This window comes from Labilibaculum sp. K2S, assembly GCF_030372765.1.
In the GTDB taxonomy this organism is placed as follows: domain Bacteria; phylum Bacteroidota; class Bacteroidia; order Bacteroidales; family Marinifilaceae; genus Labilibaculum.
On sequence record NZ_JAUCMW010000007.1, the window covers coordinates 85,388 to 105,469 of the forward strand.

Consider the following 20,082-nt stretch of genomic DNA (forward strand, 5'->3'; position numbering starts at 1 on the left):
TGAAAGCACTAGTCAATAGGCAATGAGTAATAAAATGTAGAACCTTTTCCCTGATTACTTTCTACATTTATCTGTCCTTTGTGACCTTCTACAATTTTTTTAACAATGGCAAGTCCTAACCCATGGCTTGATTCACCGGCTGTGGGTTTAGTACTGGTTTTTTGAAACATCGTAAAAACATTTTCAAGTTCTTCTTTAGGAATACCTTGTCCTTGATCAATAATTTGGGTGATTATCTGATCGTCTTCTTTAAATACTTTAATTTTTATCTCAGAATCAGGATAGGAATACTTGATTGCATTTCCAATAATATTATTTAAAACTTGTATAATTTGCCCTTCGTCAACAGACAATAATTGATGTTCAATTGCAGACTCAACAGTAATTGAGATATTTTTCTTTTGAGCAAAAAAACTATTGGTCTTAATATTCCGATGAATCAAAGCGATGTAATCAATTTCTTTTCGTTTTAGATCCAATTTACCTGATTCGATTTTTGAAATGTCTAGCAGATCGTTTAGTAAATACAGTAAATTTGAACTCTCCGTATGAATTAACGAAGCAAAATCTTTATGCTCTTCATTTTTCATTTCGTCTTCCAGTAATTCCGAGAAGCCTTGTATTACACCAAGTGGACTTCGTAAGTCATGGGCTACAATACCAATAATTTCGTTTTTTTGATCATTAAGAACTTTCAACTTAAGACTCTTTTCTTCCATTTGTTCAATTAAAACATTGATGAAAAAAATTAGGCGGGAAAGAATTCGATTGTGTTGATTTGTATATGGATCTATGAGGGTATTCTTTTTTAATGTGTCTTTGGAGGATTCGGTTTTTGTTATTGGTTCTCCTTCTCGAAATCCAACAGTCACCATTGAAGCATTGAGCAAGGCATGAAACGAGTTATTCGAAAAAAACTCGCCAAATGTGTAAAAGCCGGCAGTTGGGGCGATAACATTAAAAGGTAATGTTTCAAAGTCAACTTCATCCTGCATTAAAAATCTTCTGCAAATACAAGTGTATATAAAGATAGCTTCAGGTTTAAAATTACACATTTGGTGTTGCAATACGGCTGATTCTTCTTTGATAGTTTGAGGATTGCCGTATCCAATACGAAATTTTTCACCAGCTTTTACATCTGCTACCATTTGTATGGACTGATCATCTTCATTCACAAAAAATGGAGTTCGGGCAATTTCGTGATTATTCCGGGTTATTATAAAAGGAAATTCAAGGCTGTTTTGAAAAAAATTATTGTCGGCTTTAATTCCCAAATATTTTTCATAAACCGAAAACGCAGGCATGTTATCAATTGTTTTAACCGCCACATCACCTACATCGGTTATTGTCATTTCTTTACTCAGTGGTTGCCAACCAAGACAGCTTGACAATTCTATTTGTAAATTACCACCTGAAAAACAAACTGCAACAATACCTTCTTTATAACATTTTTCTCCATCAAAAACCAATGTTTCACGCTCATTCGCATAATCGCCGGCTCCACCACCAAAAATTGGAAAATCGAGACTTGAAGTTGCCAGAGTGTTAAATATTTTTCCAGAATCGTTGGCGATAGGTGTGGAAAGTAATAGCATTCCCTTAATTTTATCATCAAGCAGTTTTGTATTTTTAAGCAGTGCGTTGCCAACTTTCTCTTCCTCTCCTAATTGGCAGCTATAAGAAAATAAATTTAGCTTTGCGCTTTCGAAAAAGGAAAACAAGACAGCTGTTGAATTTGTGAAAATTCTACCTTCTGTAATTTCTCCCACTGATGTAGCTCCGATAATTACAGCGTCAGGGTAAACTTCTTTAATTGTTTCGCCTATTGTCAAATACCAGTCTGATTTATTATGAGCTGAAAATACTTGCACAAGAAGAGATTGATATGTTGTAGAATGGCTTATCTCATCAGATTGTAATATCTTTTTAAGATCATTAATATCTGATATTTTGAAATTGTGTTGATGCATGTTTTTGCTTTTTATGTGAAAAACGCATACAAGTTAGTAATCACTTAAAAAATTATTAATTGCGAAGGCTAAGCCTGAGTATACCAAAAGGTAACAGTTAAAATTTTAGCATCAAATTTTTTTAATAATAGATATTGGTTATGTACAACTTTTATTGATGGGAAAAACCAACGTAAATATGTTTTTTGTGCGTTAGTGATTGTATTTACCAACACAAATTGTTTGTGTTTGAATTAATTTTCGTATATTTATGCCTGTGAATGCCAACATTAAATACATATAAAGATATTAGCGATGGTAAATACCAACAAGAATTGGGTTTCGATGAGTGATAAAGCAATTATTTCTGCCATTGGCGGGTATGTAAAAGAGCAACGTTTACTGCAAAATAAAACACAGGCAAAAATCGCTGAAACGGCAGGAGTTAATCGCTGGACGGTTAGTCAATTGGAGAAAGGGGAAGCTGTTTCATTGATTTCCTTACTACAAATTCTAAGAGCTCTTGATTTATTGCATGTGCTTGATAATTTTAAGATTGAAACTCAGTTAAGTCCCTTGGAACTGGCTAAGTTGGATAAGCAAAAAAGGCAAAGAGCCAGAGGCAAGGATGATAACAAGCAAAATGAAAGCGAATGGTAGAAATAAAAACGGCATACGTAAAAATTTGGGGACAGACTGTTGGGGCTGTAGCCTGGGATGAGAATCAGGACCTGGCCAGTTTCGAATATGAACCTAAATTTAAATCGAAAGGAATTGATTTAGCACCAGTCAAAATGCCGGTTCAATCCAGTCAGAGCATATTTTCATTCCCTGAACTCAGACCTTCGAAAAACAGCGAACACGATACATTTAAAGGTTTGCCTGGTTTATTGGCCGATGTGTTGCCCGATAAATATGGAAATCAGCTGATTAATGTTTGGTTGGCACAGAATGGTCGCGCCGAAAATAGTATGAACCCAATAGAACAACTCTGTTTTATTGGAACAAGAGGAATGGGAGCGCTGGAATTTGAACCTACACAACTCAACTCTAATAAAAATTCTTTTCAGGTCGAGATCAATGGTTTGGTTGATATTGCACAAAAAATGCTCAGAAAACGCGAAGATTTTGAAGCCAATCTGAGTAAAGATGAACAGCAGGCAATGATGGAGATCCTAAAAATTGGAACATCAGCTGGTGGAGCAAGACCCAAAGCTATTATTGCCTACAACAAAAAAACAGGACAGGTTCGCTCCGGACAAGCGAATGCTCCCAAAGGGTTTGAGCATTGGTTAATAAAGCTCGATGGTGTAAGTGATGCTCAATTTGGAAAAACCATTGGTTATGGAAGAATCGAAATGGCGTATTACAATATGGCAAATGACTGCGGAATACAGATGATGGAATCTGACTTATTGCAGGAAAATGGCCGGGCACATTTTATGACCAAACGATTCGATCGGGAAAATGGTTCTCAAAAACACCACATTCAAACTTTTTGCGCAATGCAGCATTACGATTTTAATGAAGTAAGAAGTTTTAGTTACGAGCAGTTGTTTCAAACCATGAGAGTTCTGCGTTTGCCGTATCCGCAAGCGGAACAGATGTATCGAAGAATGGTGTTTAATGTGATTGCACGAAATTGTGATGATCACACAAAAAATTTTGCTTTTAGATTGAAAGAAGGCGAAAGTTGGGAGCTGGCACCGGCATACGATATTTGCCATGCCTACCGGCCCGATAGTATTTGGGTGAGCCAGCATGCTTTAAGTATTAATGGCAAAAGGAAAGATATTACGAGAGAAGATTTAGTCAGCTTTGCAAAAGCAATGAACATTAAAAAAGCAGAAAAAATTATTTTTGAAGTAAATAGTAAAGTGCAAAATTGGAATAATTATGCCGATGAAGTAAGTGTAGATCCTAAATTGCGTGATGCGATTAAAGGAACATTATTGAATTTTGAGAAATAGAAACCAGCTGGAACGATTATAAATATTAATCCTCATAAAGACAAATGAAAAATTTACTGCTATCAATTGTATTCCTAGTTTATGGATGCATGGCATTTGGACAGAAAACCACATACGAATCAAAAACAGACATTAATTACTATAGCGATTCCATAAATTCGGGAGATGCTTACATAAAAGAACGTTGTGTTTTGGATATTTACTATCCGGTAAATGTAAAAGATTTTGCGACTGTAGTCTGGTTTCATGGAGGAGGATTAAAGGCTGGGAATAAGGAGTTTCCTGCAGCATTAAAAGAGAAAGGCGTTTGTATTGTTGCGGTTAATTACCGTTTGTATCCAAAAGTAAATGCTCCAAAATATATCGAAGATGCTGCTGCTTCGGTAGCATGGGTCTTCAAAAATATAAACAGTTTTGGCGGGGATTCAAACCTGATTTTTGTTTCGGGACATTCTGCGGGTGGATATCTTACCAGTATGATTGGTTTGGATAAGAGGTGGCTGAAACCCTATGGGATAGATGCAAATCAAATTGCAGGTTTGATTCCATTTAGCGGTCAAGCCATTACCCATTTTACGGTTCGTGAAGAACGAGGAATAGCAGGAACGCAACCAATTGTTGATGATTTGGCGCCACTTTTTCATGTAAGACCGGATGCTCCGCCTTTACTTTTAATTACCGGCGACCGGGAACTGGAATTATTGGGACGGTATGAAGAGAATGCATATTTAATGCGAATGATGAAGGTTGTTGGTCATAAAGAAACCAAACTTTATGAGTTGGATGGTTATGGACATGGAATGACTGAACCAGCGTTCCCTTTGCTGTTAAATGAAGTGCAAAGAATTGTAAAAATGAAAAAAGAAGATGCTAAATGATGATTTCAAACTTCGATTTTTCAATAGTAAAGGAGCATGTTTACGACAAATGTGCTTTCGAAATCACGAACTTTGTTTTGGAAAAGGAGAGTAAGGAATATAATGCCTGCTCATTCAAAATCGATAATTTTTTCGCAATAGCAAGAAGAGCAAAAATTACTCCTGCAAAAACAGGACAATTTGTTACCGTATGGAAAAGGGATACAAATGGGCTGACACAAGCTTTTAGTATCTCCGATGGAATCGATTTTTTCATCATAAACACTCGCTCGGGTAAGTATTTTGGACAATTTGTTTTCCCTAAATCAGAATTAGTAAAACAAGGCATTATTGCTGCTGACCGAAAGGATGGAAAAAGAGGATTCCGCGTTTATCCGCCTTGGGATAAGGCAAATAGCAAGCAGGCAGAAAAAACACAAAAATGGCAGTTGAAATACTTTTTGTCCGTTGATATTGATCAGCCTGTTGATTTAGATCGGGCAAAATTTCTTTATTCTAAAACGGGGGGAGTCAGAATTGAGGGAGACAAACTAAACCGCTAATGTTTGAATCGAAAACCCATTGAGAGAAGTCAACTAAAAAATCTTTACTTTTGCCACCTCATAAAGAGTAAGATGGTGACGAAAAGAAAGATTGAATTATTAGCACCGGGCGGAGATGTTGATTCCATAAAAGCCGCAATACTTGCAGGAGCAAATGCTGTGTATTGCGGACTGGATCAGTTCAATGCCCGGAATAGGGCTGTCAATATTAGTTTTGAGGAACTGCAGGGCATTTTGCATTTGGCTCACAGCCGCAATTGCGAAGTTTTTCTTACGCTTAATATCATTATCATAGAACGTGAAATTCCGGCTCTGATTGGTTTGCTGAACAAGTTGGTAAATACCAGTATCGATGGTGTAATTGTACAAGATCTGGGAATGCTTTATTTGCTTCGAAAGTATTTTAAAAGTCTGACTATTCATGCATCTACTCAGTTGACCACTCATAACGAAGGGCAGATAAAATTCCTAAGCAAACTTTCTGCGAATCGGGTAAATCTATCCCGCGAGTTAAATATCCACGAAATAAAGCATCTGACATCCGCAGCACACGAGAATAATGTTTTAACAGAGGTGTTTGTGCATGGTTCCAATTGCATTTCCTTTTCGGGACTCTGCTATTTCAGCTCTGTTTTAAGCGGAAATTCGGGCAACCGGGGGCGTTGCAGTCAGCCTTGCCGCGATCAGTACAAAACTACTGCTGCAGGCAAAGAATACCCGCTGAATTTAAAAGACAATTCTGCTTTTTTCGATCTGAAGGAATTGTACGATGCCGGTGTTGATTCTCTGAAAATTGAAGGCCGGATTAAGAAGTACGATTACGTTTACACCGTGGTGGATGTCTGGAGAAAGCAACTCGATACTTTTTACTCACAGAGCAAAGCTGGCACGGATGACAGCCTTTTGTACAAAGTCTTTAACCGAGCTTTCTCGAATACTTTGCTAAAAGGGGAGATCAGCAAAAGCATGTTTATTGATAATCCGCGCGATCATTCCATCAAGCATCTTTCCGAAATTAATTTGTACGCTTCCGCTGATGAGGTGGAGGCTGGGCAGTTAAAATTATATCAGGAAAAGGAAGAGGTAAAAGCAATGGTTGAGGGCAAAATCAATCAGGTGAGTGCTAAAAAAGCGCCTTTGCAAATTCATCTTTCCGGAGAATGTGGTTCTCCGTTAAAAGTTTCTGTAAAAACATCGGATGCAGGCTTTGATATATTTTCGGAGTGCAATTTGTTCGACAAGGGTACAGAGGTGTTGACTGAGGCTATGGTTTTAAAGCGATTCAAAGCTTTTAACGACACCGAATATTTTATAGAGGAGTTGAATTTGGAAGGGATAAAGGCTGCGGTTTACATTTCTTTTAAAGAGCTTACCTCACTTAAGAAAAAAATCCTGTTCATTTTAAATGGATCGAAAGAAACTATAGCCCCGGTTACGCTTCCTGCGATAAAGAATCGTGAAAAGGAGATGCATAAACCGAGGCTTTCTGTATTGATTTCTTCGGAAAAAGAGGTGTTTCTTGCTGATAAAACTAAGGCCGATATCTATTTTCAGCTGCCCAATAGTTTTAAGGACAAATGTTCTCATTATGCAGAACTATTTGCAAAGAACAAAAGTTTGATCCCTTACTTTCCTTCGGTGATTATTGGGGAAGATTATACTGCTGCGGTGGAATTTCTAAAACAGCTAAAACCAAAATTGATTGTCGCCAATAACACCGGCATAGCTTACAAGGCTTATCAGTTGGGAATAGATTGGATTGCGGGGCCACAAATTAATATTGTGAATTCGTATAGTCTGCTGTCTTTAAAAGAGGATTTTAATTGCTCGGGGGCATTCATCTCCAATGAGCTGACAAAGAATCAGATTCAAGCTGTTAAAGCACCAGCTGATTTCAAATTGCACTACAGCATTTATCATCCCATTGTGCTGATGACCAGCAGGCAATGTTTGTTTCATCAGGTAACTGCTTGTGAGAAAAACCGCGTGGATGATACATGCATTCAGCAATGTGAAAAATCATCATCCATCACCAATCTAAAAAACGATTCGTTTCGAATTGAAAAATCAAAAGGGAACTATCACACCATCTACAATGATAACAATTTCCTGAACACAGATATTTTAAATGATTTACCAGCTGTTTTTTCCTCTTTCATGATTGATTTACGGGATGTGAAAACCGAAAGCAAGCTATTGGTGTCGAAATCAGAACTTATTCAGCTTTTTGAAAATTTGCTTGACGGGAAAGCAGATTCTGAAACGAAAGTGAAAAAAGTCATTCAATCGACCACCAACCAACAATACAAAAAGGGAATTTAATAAAATCAGTAAGTAAAGGCTTTGTTTATTTGGTATTACGAGCTTTAAAACAAAAAGGAACGGAATTATTTTAGCTGGTTAAATCTCTTGGAATGCAGTTAATTTTAGCGTCTTATTTACTACCTTGTAGTTTGAGTTATTTTAGTGAAGCTCTGTGTTTTAATATATTGCAACTCATTTTATTTTTCGGAGATCCTCTCGAACAAAAACTTTTCGGAACAAGAATATGAAACGTTCATGACAAGGATATTTTGACACACAGGGGGATGATTATTTCAGCATGGTAAGTTCCATATGGCAAAAGTTTAAAATTATAATCATATGAAAAACATTTGGCAAATATTAATGAAAGAAGAAAATAAAAGCATACGTTATTATGTGCGTAACTTACTATTGATATTCCTATTTGCATTTGCTGTATTGGTGGCGGGGACAATTATAACATTAAATAAATACAAGGAAGTTGAAAAAAATGCTTACAGAGAGGTCGCCGAAAATGTATTGGCGACAAAACTCGAAAATATTCAGGATGAAGTTAAGTCTGCTACTTCAGATTTAATGATGTTGGCAGAAAGCAGGAGTTTAAAAAATTTTTGGAGCGATAAGGCAGGAACTATTGAGGATTTAAAAGCTGAATTTTTTAACCTTTCGTTTCATCACGAAGTTTTTGATCAAGTGAGGCTGATTGACGAAACAGGGATGGAAATTGTAAGGATTAACAAAACATCGATTGTAACAAAGGATAGATTACAAAGTAAAAAAGACCGGTATTATTTCTACGATTCGTTTAAGTTGAATCGGAATGAAGTTTTTATTTCTCCACTCGATCTTAATGTTGAGAATGGTGAAATAGAGCAGCCATTAAAACCCATGATACGGTTTGCAACACCGGTTTTCGATGATCAAAATGTAAAACGGGGTGTTGTTGTTTTGAATTATTACGGACAAATCATCATCAATAAGTTTGTAAATCATAGTAATCTGTTAATTGAAGATCAATTAATGTTTTTGAATTCAGATGGCTACTGGTTTAAGGGGCAAAGTACTGATGATGAATGGGGCTTTATGTACGAAGACAAGTTGGATGTAACTTTCAAAAAAAGGTATGGGGCAGTTTGGGATAGTATTGCCGCAACAGGAGAGTCGCAATTTGAAACGAAAAAAGGCCTGTTTACCTTTAAAACGGTTTATCCGATTCCTAAAAATTTAACGTCTAACAGTAATGGACATTTGCAAATTGGAAATGATTATCATTGGAAAATAGTTTCGATTATTCCACATCGTGTTTTAAATGAGAAGAGCAATCTGCGCTGGAAACAGGCTGTATTTTTTATAGCTGTTTTGGCTATTAGTTGGTTGTTAATTTTCTACAGGCTTGCCCGAACTCAATATTATAAAATTAAATCGCAGGAGGAGTTGAGAGAAAGAGAAATCACATTGCGTGAGTTAAATTCAACTAAGGATAAATTGTTTACCATTATCGCACACGATCTAATAAATCCGTTTAACAGCATATTAGGTTTTAGTGTCATGCTGCATCAGCAAATGAAATTGAAGGATTATGAAGGCATAGAGGAATATACCGAAATTATTCATGATTCATCGAGTAGAGCTATGGATCTGTTATCAAACCTTTTGGAATGGTCGCGTTCACAAATAGGGCAAATAGCTTTTAATCCTGTTCTTTACGATCTGAACAAGCAGATTCGTGGTGCTGTTCTTTTGTTAACTGATACTGCAGAAATTAAATCAATAAAAATTACGACTCAAATACCATCTGATTTTACTGTTTTTGCGCACAAGGAAATGATAAATACGGTAGTAAGAAATTTAATTTCCAATGCTGTTAAATTTACGATGCCTGATGGAGAAGTTATTGTTTCGGCCGAAAAGAATGAGGATGAAGTAATAATTAGCGTTTGTGACAATGGTGTTGGAATTTCTCCTGAACATTTGTCCAAATTATTTCAGGTTAGTGAAACCCATACAAGTTTAGGTACGGCCAAAGAAAAAGGAACTGGTCTTGGACTTATGTTGTGTAAGGATTTTATCGAGAAGCATAAGGGAAGAATATGGGCTGAAAGTGAAGTGGGGAAAGGTAGTTGTTTTAAATTTAGCTTGCCAAACTGTAAGGGAGAAACAAACACATAGATTAATTTTTATCTTATTCAATTGCATTAGTTTTTATGCTTATGCGTTAGGCATTCCATTCATAGCATTCTGCTTGTAATAATATTTCACTCATTTTTGCAAAAAAACGGAATGAAAGAGCAATCTTTGCACAATCAAAAAAATATAGCCTTAATCCGATAGCGCAGATAGAAATAATGGAAGAGAATCAGAAACCACAGCATAAAGTAAAACCCAGATTTCAACCCAGAGGGTGTGCTATTCTTTACGAAGATCAGGATATAATTGTTGTTGAGAAAGTGAGTGGTTTGCTAACCATGGGAAGCGATCGTGAGCGCACAAAAACGGCTTATCAGCACGTAACGCATTACGTAAAAAAAGGAAATCCGCGATCGAAAAACAGAATTTTTATTGTGCATCGTCTGGATAAGGATACATCAGGCGTATTGGTATTTGCCAAAACAGAAGCAGCGAAAATCTTCCTGCAAACCGAGTGGCAAAGTTTCAGTAAAACATACATTGCCGTTGTAGAAGGAAAGCTGGCCGAAAAGGAGGGTATCATAGAATCGTACCTGACCGAGAACAGCATTCACAGGGTTTTTTCTGTTAGAAATCCGAACAAAGGGAAGTTTGCAAAAACCGGTTATAAGGTCATCAGGGAATCGAAATACTTTAGTATGCTCGAAATAAATCTGTTTACCGGTCGTAAAAATCAGATTCGTGTTCATTTCTCCGAACATGGAAATCCGGTGGCCGGCGACAAAGTGTATGGAATAAAAGGAAAGGGAGTGAAGCGCTTGGCTCTTCATTCAGTATCGCTTACCATACAACATCCTTTCACTAAAAAAGAGATGACATTTGAAACAAATACTCCTGGTTTTTTTAAGCAACTTATGAAATAACAGGAAATAAAACGGGTGAAGGATAAAACAGACCGGAATGCCTTTACAATCTTTTCGGGACTGTCCGCCCGATTTGCGGAATGCCCGCCCGAAGTGGGGCAGTCTCCGTCCGATTTGCGGAATGCCCGCCCGAGGTAGGGCAGCCTCCGCCCGATTTGCGGAATGTCCGCCCGAAGCGGGGCACTCTCCGCCCGATTTGTGGAATGTCCGCCCGAAGTAAGGCAGTCTTTGGCCGATTCGGAAATTTTTCGCCACACTTATTTTTTCGCCATTCTCCTTTTCCCCATCCTTCACCTCTGTTTTGAGCTTGTAACAATTTCTTAACAATAAAGCTGTTTTTTTTTTATTATTTCATAAAATAGGCTAGGCCATAAGTTAACAGACGCAGAATATATTTATTGTATAAATTAATCTGTTATTTATGCCTAAAAGCAAACGCGAAGTAGATGTTCTGGTTCTTTCTGATATTCATTTGGGAACCATGGGTTGCCGAGCCGAAGAACTATTAAAGTACCTAAATTCCATTCAGCCTAAAAAGGTAATTTTAAATGGAGACATTGTTGATATCTGGCAGTTTAGTAAACGATTCTGGCCGAAATCCCACATGCGGATCATCAAACATTTCACCTCTTTTTTATCGAAAGGGATTCCCGTTTATTACGTAACCGGAAATCATGATGAATTGCTTCGGAAATTTGAAGGCTTTACCTTGGGAGGTTTAAGCATCGTGAATAAAATCGTTTTGAATCTCGATGGAAAAAAGGCGTGGATATTTCATGGCGATGTTTTCGATGTTACCATGCAGTATGCCAAATGGCTGACCAAGTTAGGATCTATTGGTTACGATCTGCTGATTCTGATTAATTCGGCTGTTAATTTTTTTGCTAAAATGTTGGGCAAGGAGAAGGTATCTCTATCTAAGAAGATCAAGAACAGTGTGAAGTCAGCTGTGAAATACATTAATAATTTCGAGGAAATTGCCGGAGATATTGCCATAACAAAAGGCTACGATTATGTAGTTTGCGGGCACATTCACCATCCTGAAATGAAGGAAATAAGTAATAAAGAAGGGTCAACCATGTATCTTAATTCCGGCGATTGGATTGAGAGTTTGAGTGCTCTGGAATATCACCAGGGGAAATGGAGCATTTATGAGTACAATGAGGATGAAAATGCCAGAGATGTAGTTCCCGATTTGGAGAGTTACAAGCTGGATGATTACGATAAAATATTCAAGGAGATGCTCACTGAATTTACATCCAATAATACGCTTATTGCATCCTAGTGCAAAGCTAAAATCGAGTTATTACAGGCTTTATCCTTTCCATATTATACTGAATCAATGAAAATACTATACGGAATTCAAGGTACCGGCAACGGACATTTAAGCCGGGCAATTGAATTGATACCTCATTTAAAAGAAGAGGCCGAAGTCGATATTCTGATTTCCGGTCTGCATCACGATTTGGAATTCAATCATCCAATTAAATACAAAAAGCAGGGCTTGGGCTTCTTTTTTGGTAAAAGCGGAGGTGTTGATATTTGGAAAACCATTCGAAAATTTAATGTTTACCGTTTTATCCGGGATATAAAATCACTTCCGGTTGAAGAGTACGATTTGGTAATCAGCGATTTTGAACCGGTTACAGCATGGGCCTGCAAGCTAAAAAAGGTATTCTGTTTAGGGCTTAGTCATCAGTCTGCAATGCTGAACAGCAGAACCCCTTTGCCCGAAAACATAGATGCATTCGGATTTAAAATCTTAAAACACTATGCTCCATGCTCACAAAATTTAAGCTTTCATTTTAAAGAATACGGACACAACATGTTTACACCAATAATACGAAGGGAAATCCGCAAATTGGAAGTGCAGAACAAGGGCTTTTATGTGGTGTATCTGCCGGCTTATTCCGATGAAAAAATAATTTCGGTACTGTGCAGGTTCTCATCTACTCAATGGCTTGTTTTCTCGAAACACAGCAAACAGGCTTACCGGAAAAATAATGTTAGTATTCGGCCTGTAAATTCCGAAGAATTTATCGAAGGATTAAAAGATTGTGAGGGGGTACTTTGCGGTGCCGGTTTCGAAACACCTGCCGAAACCATGCATTTGGGCAAGAAGTTGGCGGTAATTCCGATGAAGAATCAATTCGAGCAGGTTTGTAATGCTCATGCTTTGGAAGAATTAGGTGTTCCCGTTTTTTATGATTTGGAAGAATACAGCATTGAGTTAATCGGGCATTGGTTAAAAGAAAAGGAAAAGTCAATTCACATAAATTACCCCGATAACGCACGAAATGTGATCAAACATCTAATGAATCATTTTACTGAGATGGCTTAGACTGTTTACTTTTAATTCGTTAACCGGCTATTTTTCGGTTTAGAATTTTGGAGTACAGTAATTGTCTCCGATGAAATTACAAATATAAAAGCCTGCAATCCAATTTGGTTTGCAGGCTTTTCATATTTTGAAAGCAGTTTTTACAGTCTGCTCATAAATTTCACCGGATCGATAATGTATCGAATATGAAACGCGTTTCCGATGTTTCCGCCCTCGTCCGAAGCTTCAATTTCGAAACTTAGTTTCTTGCCATCTACTTTTACCAATTTAGCGGTGCAGCTAATAACAGCTCCAACTTTACTGGCTTTGCTGTGTTTGGTGTCAATTTGAATGCCGACACTATCTGTGCCTTTTTCCATTTCAGTATCGATACAGGCAACTGCCGTATTTTCCATGAAAGCTACCATGGCCGGTGTGGCAAATACTTCCAGTTTACCGGAACCATGATGTATTGCTGTATCTGTTTTGGTCACAGTCATAGTTTGTGTTACAGATAATCCTTCTTTTAATGCCATATAAAAAATTGTTTATATCGTAGTTGGATGATTAAAATTCCGATGTGAAATGGAATTCCAATTTTGGGTAATTGTTTTGTGCCATTTGCAGCATATAACCAGAGTCAGCAAGGAAAACATCCCTTCCGTGTTTATCTTTTGCAATGTATTGATATTTGGCTTTTTTAAACTCTTTTAGCTGCTCGTCATCGTTGGATTTAATCCAGCAAGCTTTGTGAAGGTTGATATGTTCCCAGCGGCATGAGGCAGTATATTCGTGTAGTAAACGATATTCAATTACTTCGAACTGCAGAGCACCCACCGTACCAATAACCTTACGGCCATTAAATTCAGAAGTGAAAAGCTGAGCAACTCCTTCATCCATTAATTGGTCAATACCTTTTGCCAATTGTTTCGATTTCATCGGATCGGCATTCTCGATGTATTTAAACAGTTCAGGAGAGAAACTCGGAATTCCTTTAAAGTGGATCTTTTCACCTTCAGTTAAAGTATCCCCAATTTTAAAATTTCCTGTATCGTGCAAACCAACAATATCACCTGGATAGGCTTCCTCAATAATCGATTTCTTCTCGGCCATAAATGCTGTTGGACTCGAAAACTTTATTCTTTTGCCGTTTCGCACATGCAAATAAGCCGTATTTCTTCTAAATACACCCGATACAATTTTCACAAAGGCAATACGGTCACGGTGATTTGGATCCATATTTGCGTGAATCTTAAATACAAAGCCTGAGAATTTTTCTTCTGTAGGTTCAATTACACGCTCAACAGTCTGGCAGGGACGGGGAGAAGGTGCAATCTGAATAAAAGCATCCAAAAGTTCGCGAACACCAAAGTTATTTAAAGCTGATCCGAAGAAAACAGGAGCAATTTTTGCATCCAGATATTCCTGAATATCCAGTTCAGGATAAACACCTGAAACGAGATCGAGTTCTTCGCGAAGTATTTCGGCATCATCCCCTATGTATTCTTCCAATTTAGGATTGGAGAGATCGTCAAATTCAATGGTCTCCTGAATCGTCTGAGTTGCTGGTGTAAACAAACTCAAATTTTTCTGATAAATATTGTAAACGCCTTTAAAATCAGGGCCCATGTTAATTGGCCAGCTTAAAGGGTTCACACTAATCTGCAATTCTGTTTCAATCTCATCAAGTAAATCAAACGCATCTTTTCCGCTACGGTCCATTTTGTTGATGAAAACAATAACCGGAGTTTTTCGCATCCTGCAAACCTGCATCAATTTTCTGGTTTGTGCCTCAACCCCTTTTGCAACATCAATAACGATAATTACACTATCACATGCTGTAAGTGTACGGAAGGTATCTTCAGCAAAATCCTGGTGACCTGGTGTATCAAGAATATTTATTTTGTGGCCCTTGTATTCGAATCCCATTACGGAAGTTGCAACAGAAATTCCTCTCTGTCTTTCAATTTCCATGAAATCGGAAGTAGCCGTTTTTTTTATTTTGTTAGATTTTACAGCTCCTGCAACATGAATAGCACCACCAAATAAAAGTAATTTTTCAGTTAGTGTTGTTTTTCCCGCATCCGGATGAGAAATAATCCCAAATGTTCTTCGTCTTTTTATCTCGTCTTTAAACCCCATCTATAGTATTTTCTTTAAAAATAAAAGCATGCAAAAGTAATCATTTTTTACTGATTATAGGTGTTTAGCTGTCGATTAAATAGCTTGCCTTTTCAGCAGCTTAATGCACCCTATGCAAGGGTGACAGCCTAGGTATGTACTGCTTTCAAGCGCTAACGATTGCTTAATTCAATTTGATTATTTCTGCATTTTCTTTCATTTTCTTTTTGTAGATTTACGCTTCAAAATTGCGGATAATAAAAAATTTATGAAGCGAATAGGATTACTTTCTGATACTCATGGATGGCTTGACCCGGTTGTGGTGAAGCATCTTAAAGAATGCGATGAAATATGGCATGCCGGAGATATCGGAGGAATTGAAATTGCTGATAAATTAGCTGAAATTGCACCACTTAGAGCAGTTCATGGAAATATTGACGACCATAATGTTCGCCTGATTTACCCAAAACACCAACGCTTCTTTTGCGAGGAGGTTGATGTTTGGATCACACACATTGGAGGTTATCCCAAAAATTACGATCGGAATGTAAAGCCCGAAATTTTTGAGAATGCTCCGCAATTATTTATTTCAGGTCATTCACATATTCTTAAGGTTATTTTCGATAAAGAATTGAATCTTTTGCATATAAATCCAGGAGCATCTGGAGTTCATGGTTTCCACAAAGTGCAAACTATAGTGAAATTCACAATTGAAGCAAAGGAAATAAAAGATCTTCAAGTTGTGGAATTTGGGAGTAAGGGCAAGTAAAAGCACTTAACTTACCGAAGTTCAGAAATACCTGAAAAGTCAATTTTATCAAGGGGGAATTTATTGAAAGGATGGGATAATTATGTCTCTTTTTAAGTGGTCTGAAAGCTCATGAAGATTTTTAGTTCATGCTTTTTAATATACCAAGTTTTTGTTATATTTAGATATTTAAATTTAATTATACTTAGCAGATCGTTATTTAGCTGAAAGCCTTATAAACAGCTGTAAGTCAGAATGAAGATATTTGAGTAAGATGCACAATAAAATGCATAAAAAGATCGGGAAATCCGATAATAATTTATTTATTTTGTAGACTTTTTCGAATTCGAAATAAATACCAATGAAAATATATATAAATCAAAAATTCATCAAACTATGCTATTTGATTTTAAATTGATAAAATCTGTTTACGAACAAATGCCTGAAAGGGTGAAAAATGCCCGTAAAAATTTAGGCAAACCGCTTACCTTAAGCGAGAAAATTTTATACTCCCATTTATCTGTTGAGGAAAAAGGGAATAAGTTTACAAGAGGAGAAGATTACGTGAATTTTGCTCCCGATAGAGTTGCCATGCAGGATGCGACAGCGCAAATGGCGCTTTTGCAATTTATGAATGCAGGGAAGACTAAAGTTGCTGTACCTTCAACGGTTCATTGCGACCATTTAATTCAAGCATCAATTGGTGCTGAGAAAGATTTGGCTGATGCAAAACAACAAAACAACGAAGTATATGATTTCTTAGAGTCTGTTTCTCAGAAATATGGAATTGGTTTTTGGAAACCAGGTGCAGGTATCATTCATCAGGTGGTTCTTGAAAATTATGCATTCCCGGGAGGAATGATGATTGGAACCGATTCTCATACCGTAAATGCAGGAGGACTGGGAATGATTGCAATTGGTGTTGGCGGTGCCGATGCTGTTGATGTGATGGCGGGAATGCCTTGGGAATTGAAAATGCCTAAATTAATAGGGGTGAAGCTGACCGGTAAATTAAGTGGTTGGGTCTCTCCTAAAGATGTAATATTAAAAGTTGCCGGAATTCTTACCGTTAAAGGGGGAACAGGTGCTATTGTTGAATATTTTGGTGAAGGTGCCGATTCAATTTCATGTACAGGAAAAGGAACCATTTGTAATATGGGAGCAGAAATTGGGGCAACAACGTCTATTTTTGCTTACGATCGAAATATGAGTAATTATTTACGTCTTACAGGTCGTGAAGATGTTGCTGATTTGGCTGACGTTGTAATGGGGAATCTTCGTTCTGATGAGGAAGTTTATGAGAACCCTGAAAAATATTACGATCAGGTAATCGAAATCAACTTATCCGAAATGCAGCCATATATTAACGGTCCTTTTACTCCTGATTTGGCTCACAGTTTAAGTGAATTTGGAAAGGCTGTTAAAGAAAATAATTACCCTCAAACATTAGAGGTTGGATTAATAGGATCGTGTACCAACTCTTCTTACGAGGATCTTTCTAGAGCTGCATCTTTGGCAAAACAGGCTAAGGATAAAAACTTGAGAGTAAAAGCAGAATTTGTGGTAACTCCGGGTTCAGAACTTGTAAGATATACAACGGAACGTGATGGTATTTTAAAGGAGTTTGAAGACATCGGCGGAGTAATTATGGCCAATGCGTGCGGACCTTGTATCGGACAGTGGAAACGTCATACAGAGGATCCAACCCGTAAAAATTCCATTATAACTTCATTCAATAGAAATTTTGCCAAACGAAATGATGGCAATCCAAATACTCATGGTTTTGTAGCATCACCGGAATTGGTTACTGCATTGGCTATTGCGGGAGATCTTTGCTTTAATCCGATGACCGACACTTTGATTAATGAAGATGGTGTTGAAGTGAGATTGGATGAACCAAAAGGTTTGGAATTTCCTCCAAAAGGATTCGATATGAAGGATTCAGGCTATTTGGCTCCAGGTGCTGATGGAAGTGCTATTGTTATTAATGTGAATGAGAGTTCGGAACGTTTGCAGTTGCTTGCCCCATTTCAAGCCTGGGATGGTAAAGACTGGACTGGGTTGAATTTATTGATTAAGGCAAAAGGAAAATGTACAACTGATCATATTTCTATGGCAGGACCATGGTTAAGATACAGAGGACATTTGGATAATATCTCTAATAACATGTTGATTGGTGCCGTTAATTATTTCAATGAGGAAACCAATTCGATATTTAATCCGGTAAACGGCAAATATGAAGAAGTGCCTGTTACGGCAAGGGATTTAAAAGCCAGTGGATTGGGTTCTGTTGTGGTAGGAGATGAAAATTACGGCGAAGGCTCATCGAGAGAACACGCAGCAATGGAACCACGACATTTAGGTGTTAAGGTGGTAATCGTTCGTTCTTTCGCCAGAATTCACGAAACGAACCTTAAAAAGCAAGGTGTTTTGGGATTGACATTTGCAAACAAAGCTGATTACGATAAAATTCAGGAGAAGGATAAATTTGATGTTACCGGATTAACAGATTTCGCTCCAGGAAAACCATTGAAATTAGTTGTTACGCATGAAGATGGGACAAAAGATACAATTGTAGCGAACCATACCTATAACGATGTTCAAATTGAGTGGTTTAAAGCAGGAAGTGCTTTAAATTTAATCAGAATACAAAACGCAAAATAAACAATAAACATTTCCTAACGTGAAATCAGTCTCCCCGGTTGGTTTCCAAACATAAAGTTTAGACCATATGAAAAAAACATTAAAACAAACTTTGTTCAAAAAAATTAAGGAACATAGACCTAGGACAAAAAGATTACTGGAAGAATACGGGGATGTAGTTGTTGATCAGGTTACCATATCCCAAATAATTGGAGGAATGAGGGGACTGAAATCTTTGGTTACAGATATCTCTTATCTTGATCCGGATGAAGGGATACGTTACAGAGGATTTACATTGGATGAAGTAATTAAAGGCTTACCGAAACCTAAAGGGGGCGACATGCCTTATGTTGAGGGATTGTTTTATTTACTCCTTACCGGAGATATTCCAAATCAGGAAGAGGTAATGCAGGTTGTGGATGAATTTAGCAAGCGTAGAATTGTACCTCGCTATGTTTATGAGGTAATTGATTCATTTCCATGCTGCAGTCATCCAATGGCCATCTTTTCAACTGCCATTCTTACATTAAACAGAGAATCTGTTTTTAACAGACAGTACCATGCCGGATTAAATAAGAAGGAGTATTGGGATGCAACCTATGAAGATGCATTAAATTTGCTTGCTAAACTTCCCGAGATAGCTTCTTACATTTATAATAAATTGTATCGTCAGGGACCAAGAATTCAATCCAATCCTAATTTGGATATGGGAGCCAATTTTGCTCACATGATGGGCGTTGCAAAGCCTTACGACGATGTGTCCCGTTTGCATTTCATTATTCATAGTGATCATGAAAGTGGTAATGTGAGTGCGCATACAGGTCATCTGGTAGCCAGCTCATTATCAGACATCTATCTTTCTATATCTGCAATGATTAATGGTTTGGCTGGTCCATTGCATGGTCTTGCCAATCAGGAGGTTTTAAGATGGCTGCAAGAGGTAATGGATAAAATGGACAATCGGATTCCTACTAAAGAAGAGATGACCCAGTTCGTATGGGATACATTAAACTCGGGTCAGGTAATTCCTGGTTTTGGTCATGCTGTATTGCGTAAGACTGATCCAAGATATATGCTTCAGCGTGAGTTTAGTTTGAAACATTTGCCTGAGGATCCTATTTTTAAATATGCGGATATGCTGTATCAAGTAGTGCCGGATATTCTTAAAGAGCATGGTAAGGCGAAGAATCCCTGGCCAAACGTTGATGCACAATCTGGTGTAATTCAGTGGCACTACGGGGTTACTGAATATGATTTTTATACCGTTCTCTTCGGGATTGGCCGTTCAATTGGTATTTGTGCTAATGTGATTTGGGACAGAGCTTTAGGATATCCTTTGGAAAGACCAAAATCAATCACAACTGATATGTTGGAGAAGATTGCCGGTATTAAGAAAATGGCGGAAGCTGAAGAATAATTATGATATCATAGGACTGAGCTGATTTCTGAAATGAAATCAGCTTTTTTTATGCAAAAAAAAAACTGCATAAAAGTTGGTGAAGACTTTTATACAGTTTTGCGCAAAAACTAACAATATGGAAAACGTTCCAATGAATT

15 protein-coding genes are annotated in these 20,082 nt (G+C 37.4%); 12 read left to right on the forward strand and 3 right to left on the reverse strand.

Translation table 11 applies throughout. The features are described from left to right. Positions 1-8: 8 nt before the first annotated feature. Complete coding sequence (locus QUH73_RS10360; protein WP_289530367.1) at positions 9-1,970, reverse strand: FIST N-terminal domain-containing protein; 1,962 nt, start codon at positions 1,968-1,970, stop codon at positions 9-11. 294 nt (positions 1,971-2,264) lie between these two features. Between QUH73_RS10360 and QUH73_RS10365 the strand changes: the two genes are divergently transcribed. The 9 genes from QUH73_RS10365 to QUH73_RS10405 all read left to right on the forward strand — a co-directional run bounded on the left by QUH73_RS10365 (position 2,265) and on the right by QUH73_RS10405 (position 13,034). After that, a complete protein-coding gene (locus QUH73_RS10365; RefSeq protein ID WP_289530368.1) occupies positions 2,265-2,609 on the forward strand; it encodes a helix-turn-helix domain-containing protein in 345 nt (114 codons plus the stop codon). After that, complete coding sequence (locus QUH73_RS10370; protein WP_289530369.1) at positions 2,603-3,919, forward strand: type II toxin-antitoxin system HipA family toxin; 1,317 nt, start codon at positions 2,603-2,605, stop codon at positions 3,917-3,919. The genes QUH73_RS10365 and QUH73_RS10370 overlap by 7 nt, the downstream gene beginning before the upstream one ends. A gap of 44 nt (positions 3,920-3,963) precedes the next feature. Then, positions 3,964-4,797 (forward strand): alpha/beta hydrolase, encoded by an 834-nt coding sequence (locus QUH73_RS10375; protein WP_289530370.1) that lies wholly within the window; start codon positions 3,964-3,966, stop codon positions 4,795-4,797. After that, positions 4,794-5,339: a MepB family protein gene (locus QUH73_RS10380; RefSeq protein WP_289530371.1), complete on the forward strand. Its 546-nt coding sequence runs from the start codon at positions 4,794-4,796 to the stop codon at positions 5,337-5,339. Before QUH73_RS10375 ends, QUH73_RS10380 begins: the two co-directional genes overlap by 4 nt. A gap of 72 nt (positions 5,340-5,411) precedes the next feature. Then, positions 5,412-7,661 (forward strand): DUF3656 domain-containing U32 family peptidase, encoded by a 2,250-nt coding sequence (locus QUH73_RS10385; protein WP_289530372.1) that lies wholly within the window; start codon positions 5,412-5,414, stop codon positions 7,659-7,661. Between the two features lie 321 nt (positions 7,662-7,982). Continuing rightward, positions 7,983-9,812, forward strand: a complete 1,830-nt coding sequence (locus tag QUH73_RS10390) for a sensor histidine kinase (RefSeq protein WP_289530373.1) — start codon at positions 7,983-7,985, stop codon at positions 9,810-9,812. Between the two features lie 176 nt (positions 9,813-9,988). Further along, entirely contained in the window at positions 9,989-10,693 is a 705-nt protein-coding gene (locus QUH73_RS10395; RefSeq protein ID WP_289530374.1) for an RluA family pseudouridine synthase, read from the forward strand. 421 nt (positions 10,694-11,114) lie between these two features. Beyond that, on the forward strand, positions 11,115-11,978 hold the full coding sequence (locus QUH73_RS10400) for a UDP-2,3-diacylglucosamine diphosphatase (RefSeq protein WP_289530375.1): 864 nt from the start codon (positions 11,115-11,117) through the stop codon (positions 11,976-11,978). Positions 11,979-12,035: 57 nt separating this feature from the next. Further along, positions 12,036-13,034, forward strand: coding sequence for a glycosyltransferase family protein (locus QUH73_RS10405; RefSeq protein WP_289530376.1), 999 nt, complete (start codon positions 12,036-12,038; stop codon positions 13,032-13,034). Between the two features lie 140 nt (positions 13,035-13,174). Here the strand turns inward: QUH73_RS10405 and QUH73_RS10410 are convergent, their stop codons facing one another. Both QUH73_RS10410 and QUH73_RS10415 read right to left on the reverse strand, forming a co-directional pair. Further along, positions 13,175-13,549 carry a thioesterase family protein gene (locus QUH73_RS10410; protein WP_289530377.1) on the reverse strand — a complete coding sequence of 125 codons (375 nt, stop codon included), beginning with the start codon at positions 13,547-13,549 and terminating at the stop codon, positions 13,175-13,177. Positions 13,550-13,580: 31 nt separating this feature from the next. Next, entirely contained in the window at positions 13,581-15,155 is a 1,575-nt protein-coding gene (locus QUH73_RS10415; protein WP_289530378.1) for a peptide chain release factor 3, read from the reverse strand. A 247-nt stretch (positions 15,156-15,402) separates the two neighbouring features. On the opposite strand from QUH73_RS10415, the gene QUH73_RS10420 reads away from it, so the two are divergent. The 3 genes from QUH73_RS10420 to QUH73_RS10430 all read left to right on the forward strand — a co-directional run bounded on the left by QUH73_RS10420 (position 15,403) and on the right by QUH73_RS10430 (position 19,942). Then, positions 15,403-15,903, forward strand: coding sequence for a metallophosphoesterase family protein (locus QUH73_RS10420; protein WP_289530379.1), 501 nt, complete (start codon positions 15,403-15,405; stop codon positions 15,901-15,903). A 375-nt stretch (positions 15,904-16,278) separates the two neighbouring features. Beyond that, a complete protein-coding gene (locus tag QUH73_RS10425; protein WP_289530380.1) occupies positions 16,279-18,546 on the forward strand; it encodes an aconitate hydratase in 2,268 nt (755 codons plus the stop codon). Positions 18,547-18,613: 67 nt separating this feature from the next. Next, positions 18,614-19,942, forward strand: coding sequence for a citrate (Si)-synthase (locus QUH73_RS10430; RefSeq protein WP_289530381.1), 1,329 nt, complete (start codon positions 18,614-18,616; stop codon positions 19,940-19,942). The last annotated feature ends 140 nt before the right edge of the window (positions 19,943-20,082 follow it).

Bases quoted from the DNA above. Each gene is read 5' to 3' on its own strand.
- QUH73_RS10380 (WP_289530371.1), top strand. From the start codon at position 4,794: ATGATGATTTCAAACTTCGATTTTTCAATAGTAAAGGAGCATGTTTAC.
- QUH73_RS10360 (WP_289530367.1), bottom strand. From the start codon at position 1,970: ATGCATCAACACAATTTCAAAATATCAGATATTAATGATCTTAAAAAG.
- QUH73_RS10375 (WP_289530370.1), top strand. From the start codon at position 3,964: ATGAAAAATTTACTGCTATCAATTGTATTCCTAGTTTATGGATGCATG.
- QUH73_RS10425 (WP_289530380.1), top strand. From the start codon at position 16,279: ATGCTATTTGATTTTAAATTGATAAAATCTGTTTACGAACAAATGCCT.
- QUH73_RS10420 (WP_289530379.1), top strand. From the start codon at position 15,403: ATGAAGCGAATAGGATTACTTTCTGATACTCATGGATGGCTTGACCCG.
- QUH73_RS10400 (WP_289530375.1), top strand. From the start codon at position 11,115: ATGCCTAAAAGCAAACGCGAAGTAGATGTTCTGGTTCTTTCTGATATT.
- QUH73_RS10395 (WP_289530374.1), top strand. From the start codon at position 9,989: ATGGAAGAGAATCAGAAACCACAGCATAAAGTAAAACCCAGATTTCAA.
- QUH73_RS10370 (WP_289530369.1), top strand. From the start codon at position 2,603: ATGGTAGAAATAAAAACGGCATACGTAAAAATTTGGGGACAGACTGTT.
- QUH73_RS10410 (WP_289530377.1), bottom strand. From the start codon at position 13,549: ATGGCATTAAAAGAAGGATTATCTGTAACACAAACTATGACTGTGACC.
- QUH73_RS10430 (WP_289530381.1), top strand. From the start codon at position 18,614: ATGAAAAAAACATTAAAACAAACTTTGTTCAAAAAAATTAAGGAACAT.
- QUH73_RS10365 (WP_289530368.1), top strand. From the start codon at position 2,265: ATGGTAAATACCAACAAGAATTGGGTTTCGATGAGTGATAAAGCAATT.
- QUH73_RS10385 (WP_289530372.1), top strand. From the start codon at position 5,412: ATGGTGACGAAAAGAAAGATTGAATTATTAGCACCGGGCGGAGATGTT.
- QUH73_RS10405 (WP_289530376.1), top strand. From the start codon at position 12,036: ATGAAAATACTATACGGAATTCAAGGTACCGGCAACGGACATTTAAGC.
- QUH73_RS10415 (WP_289530378.1), bottom strand. From the start codon at position 15,155: ATGGGGTTTAAAGACGAGATAAAAAGACGAAGAACATTTGGGATTATT.
- QUH73_RS10390 (WP_289530373.1), top strand. From the start codon at position 7,983: ATGAAAAACATTTGGCAAATATTAATGAAAGAAGAAAATAAAAGCATA.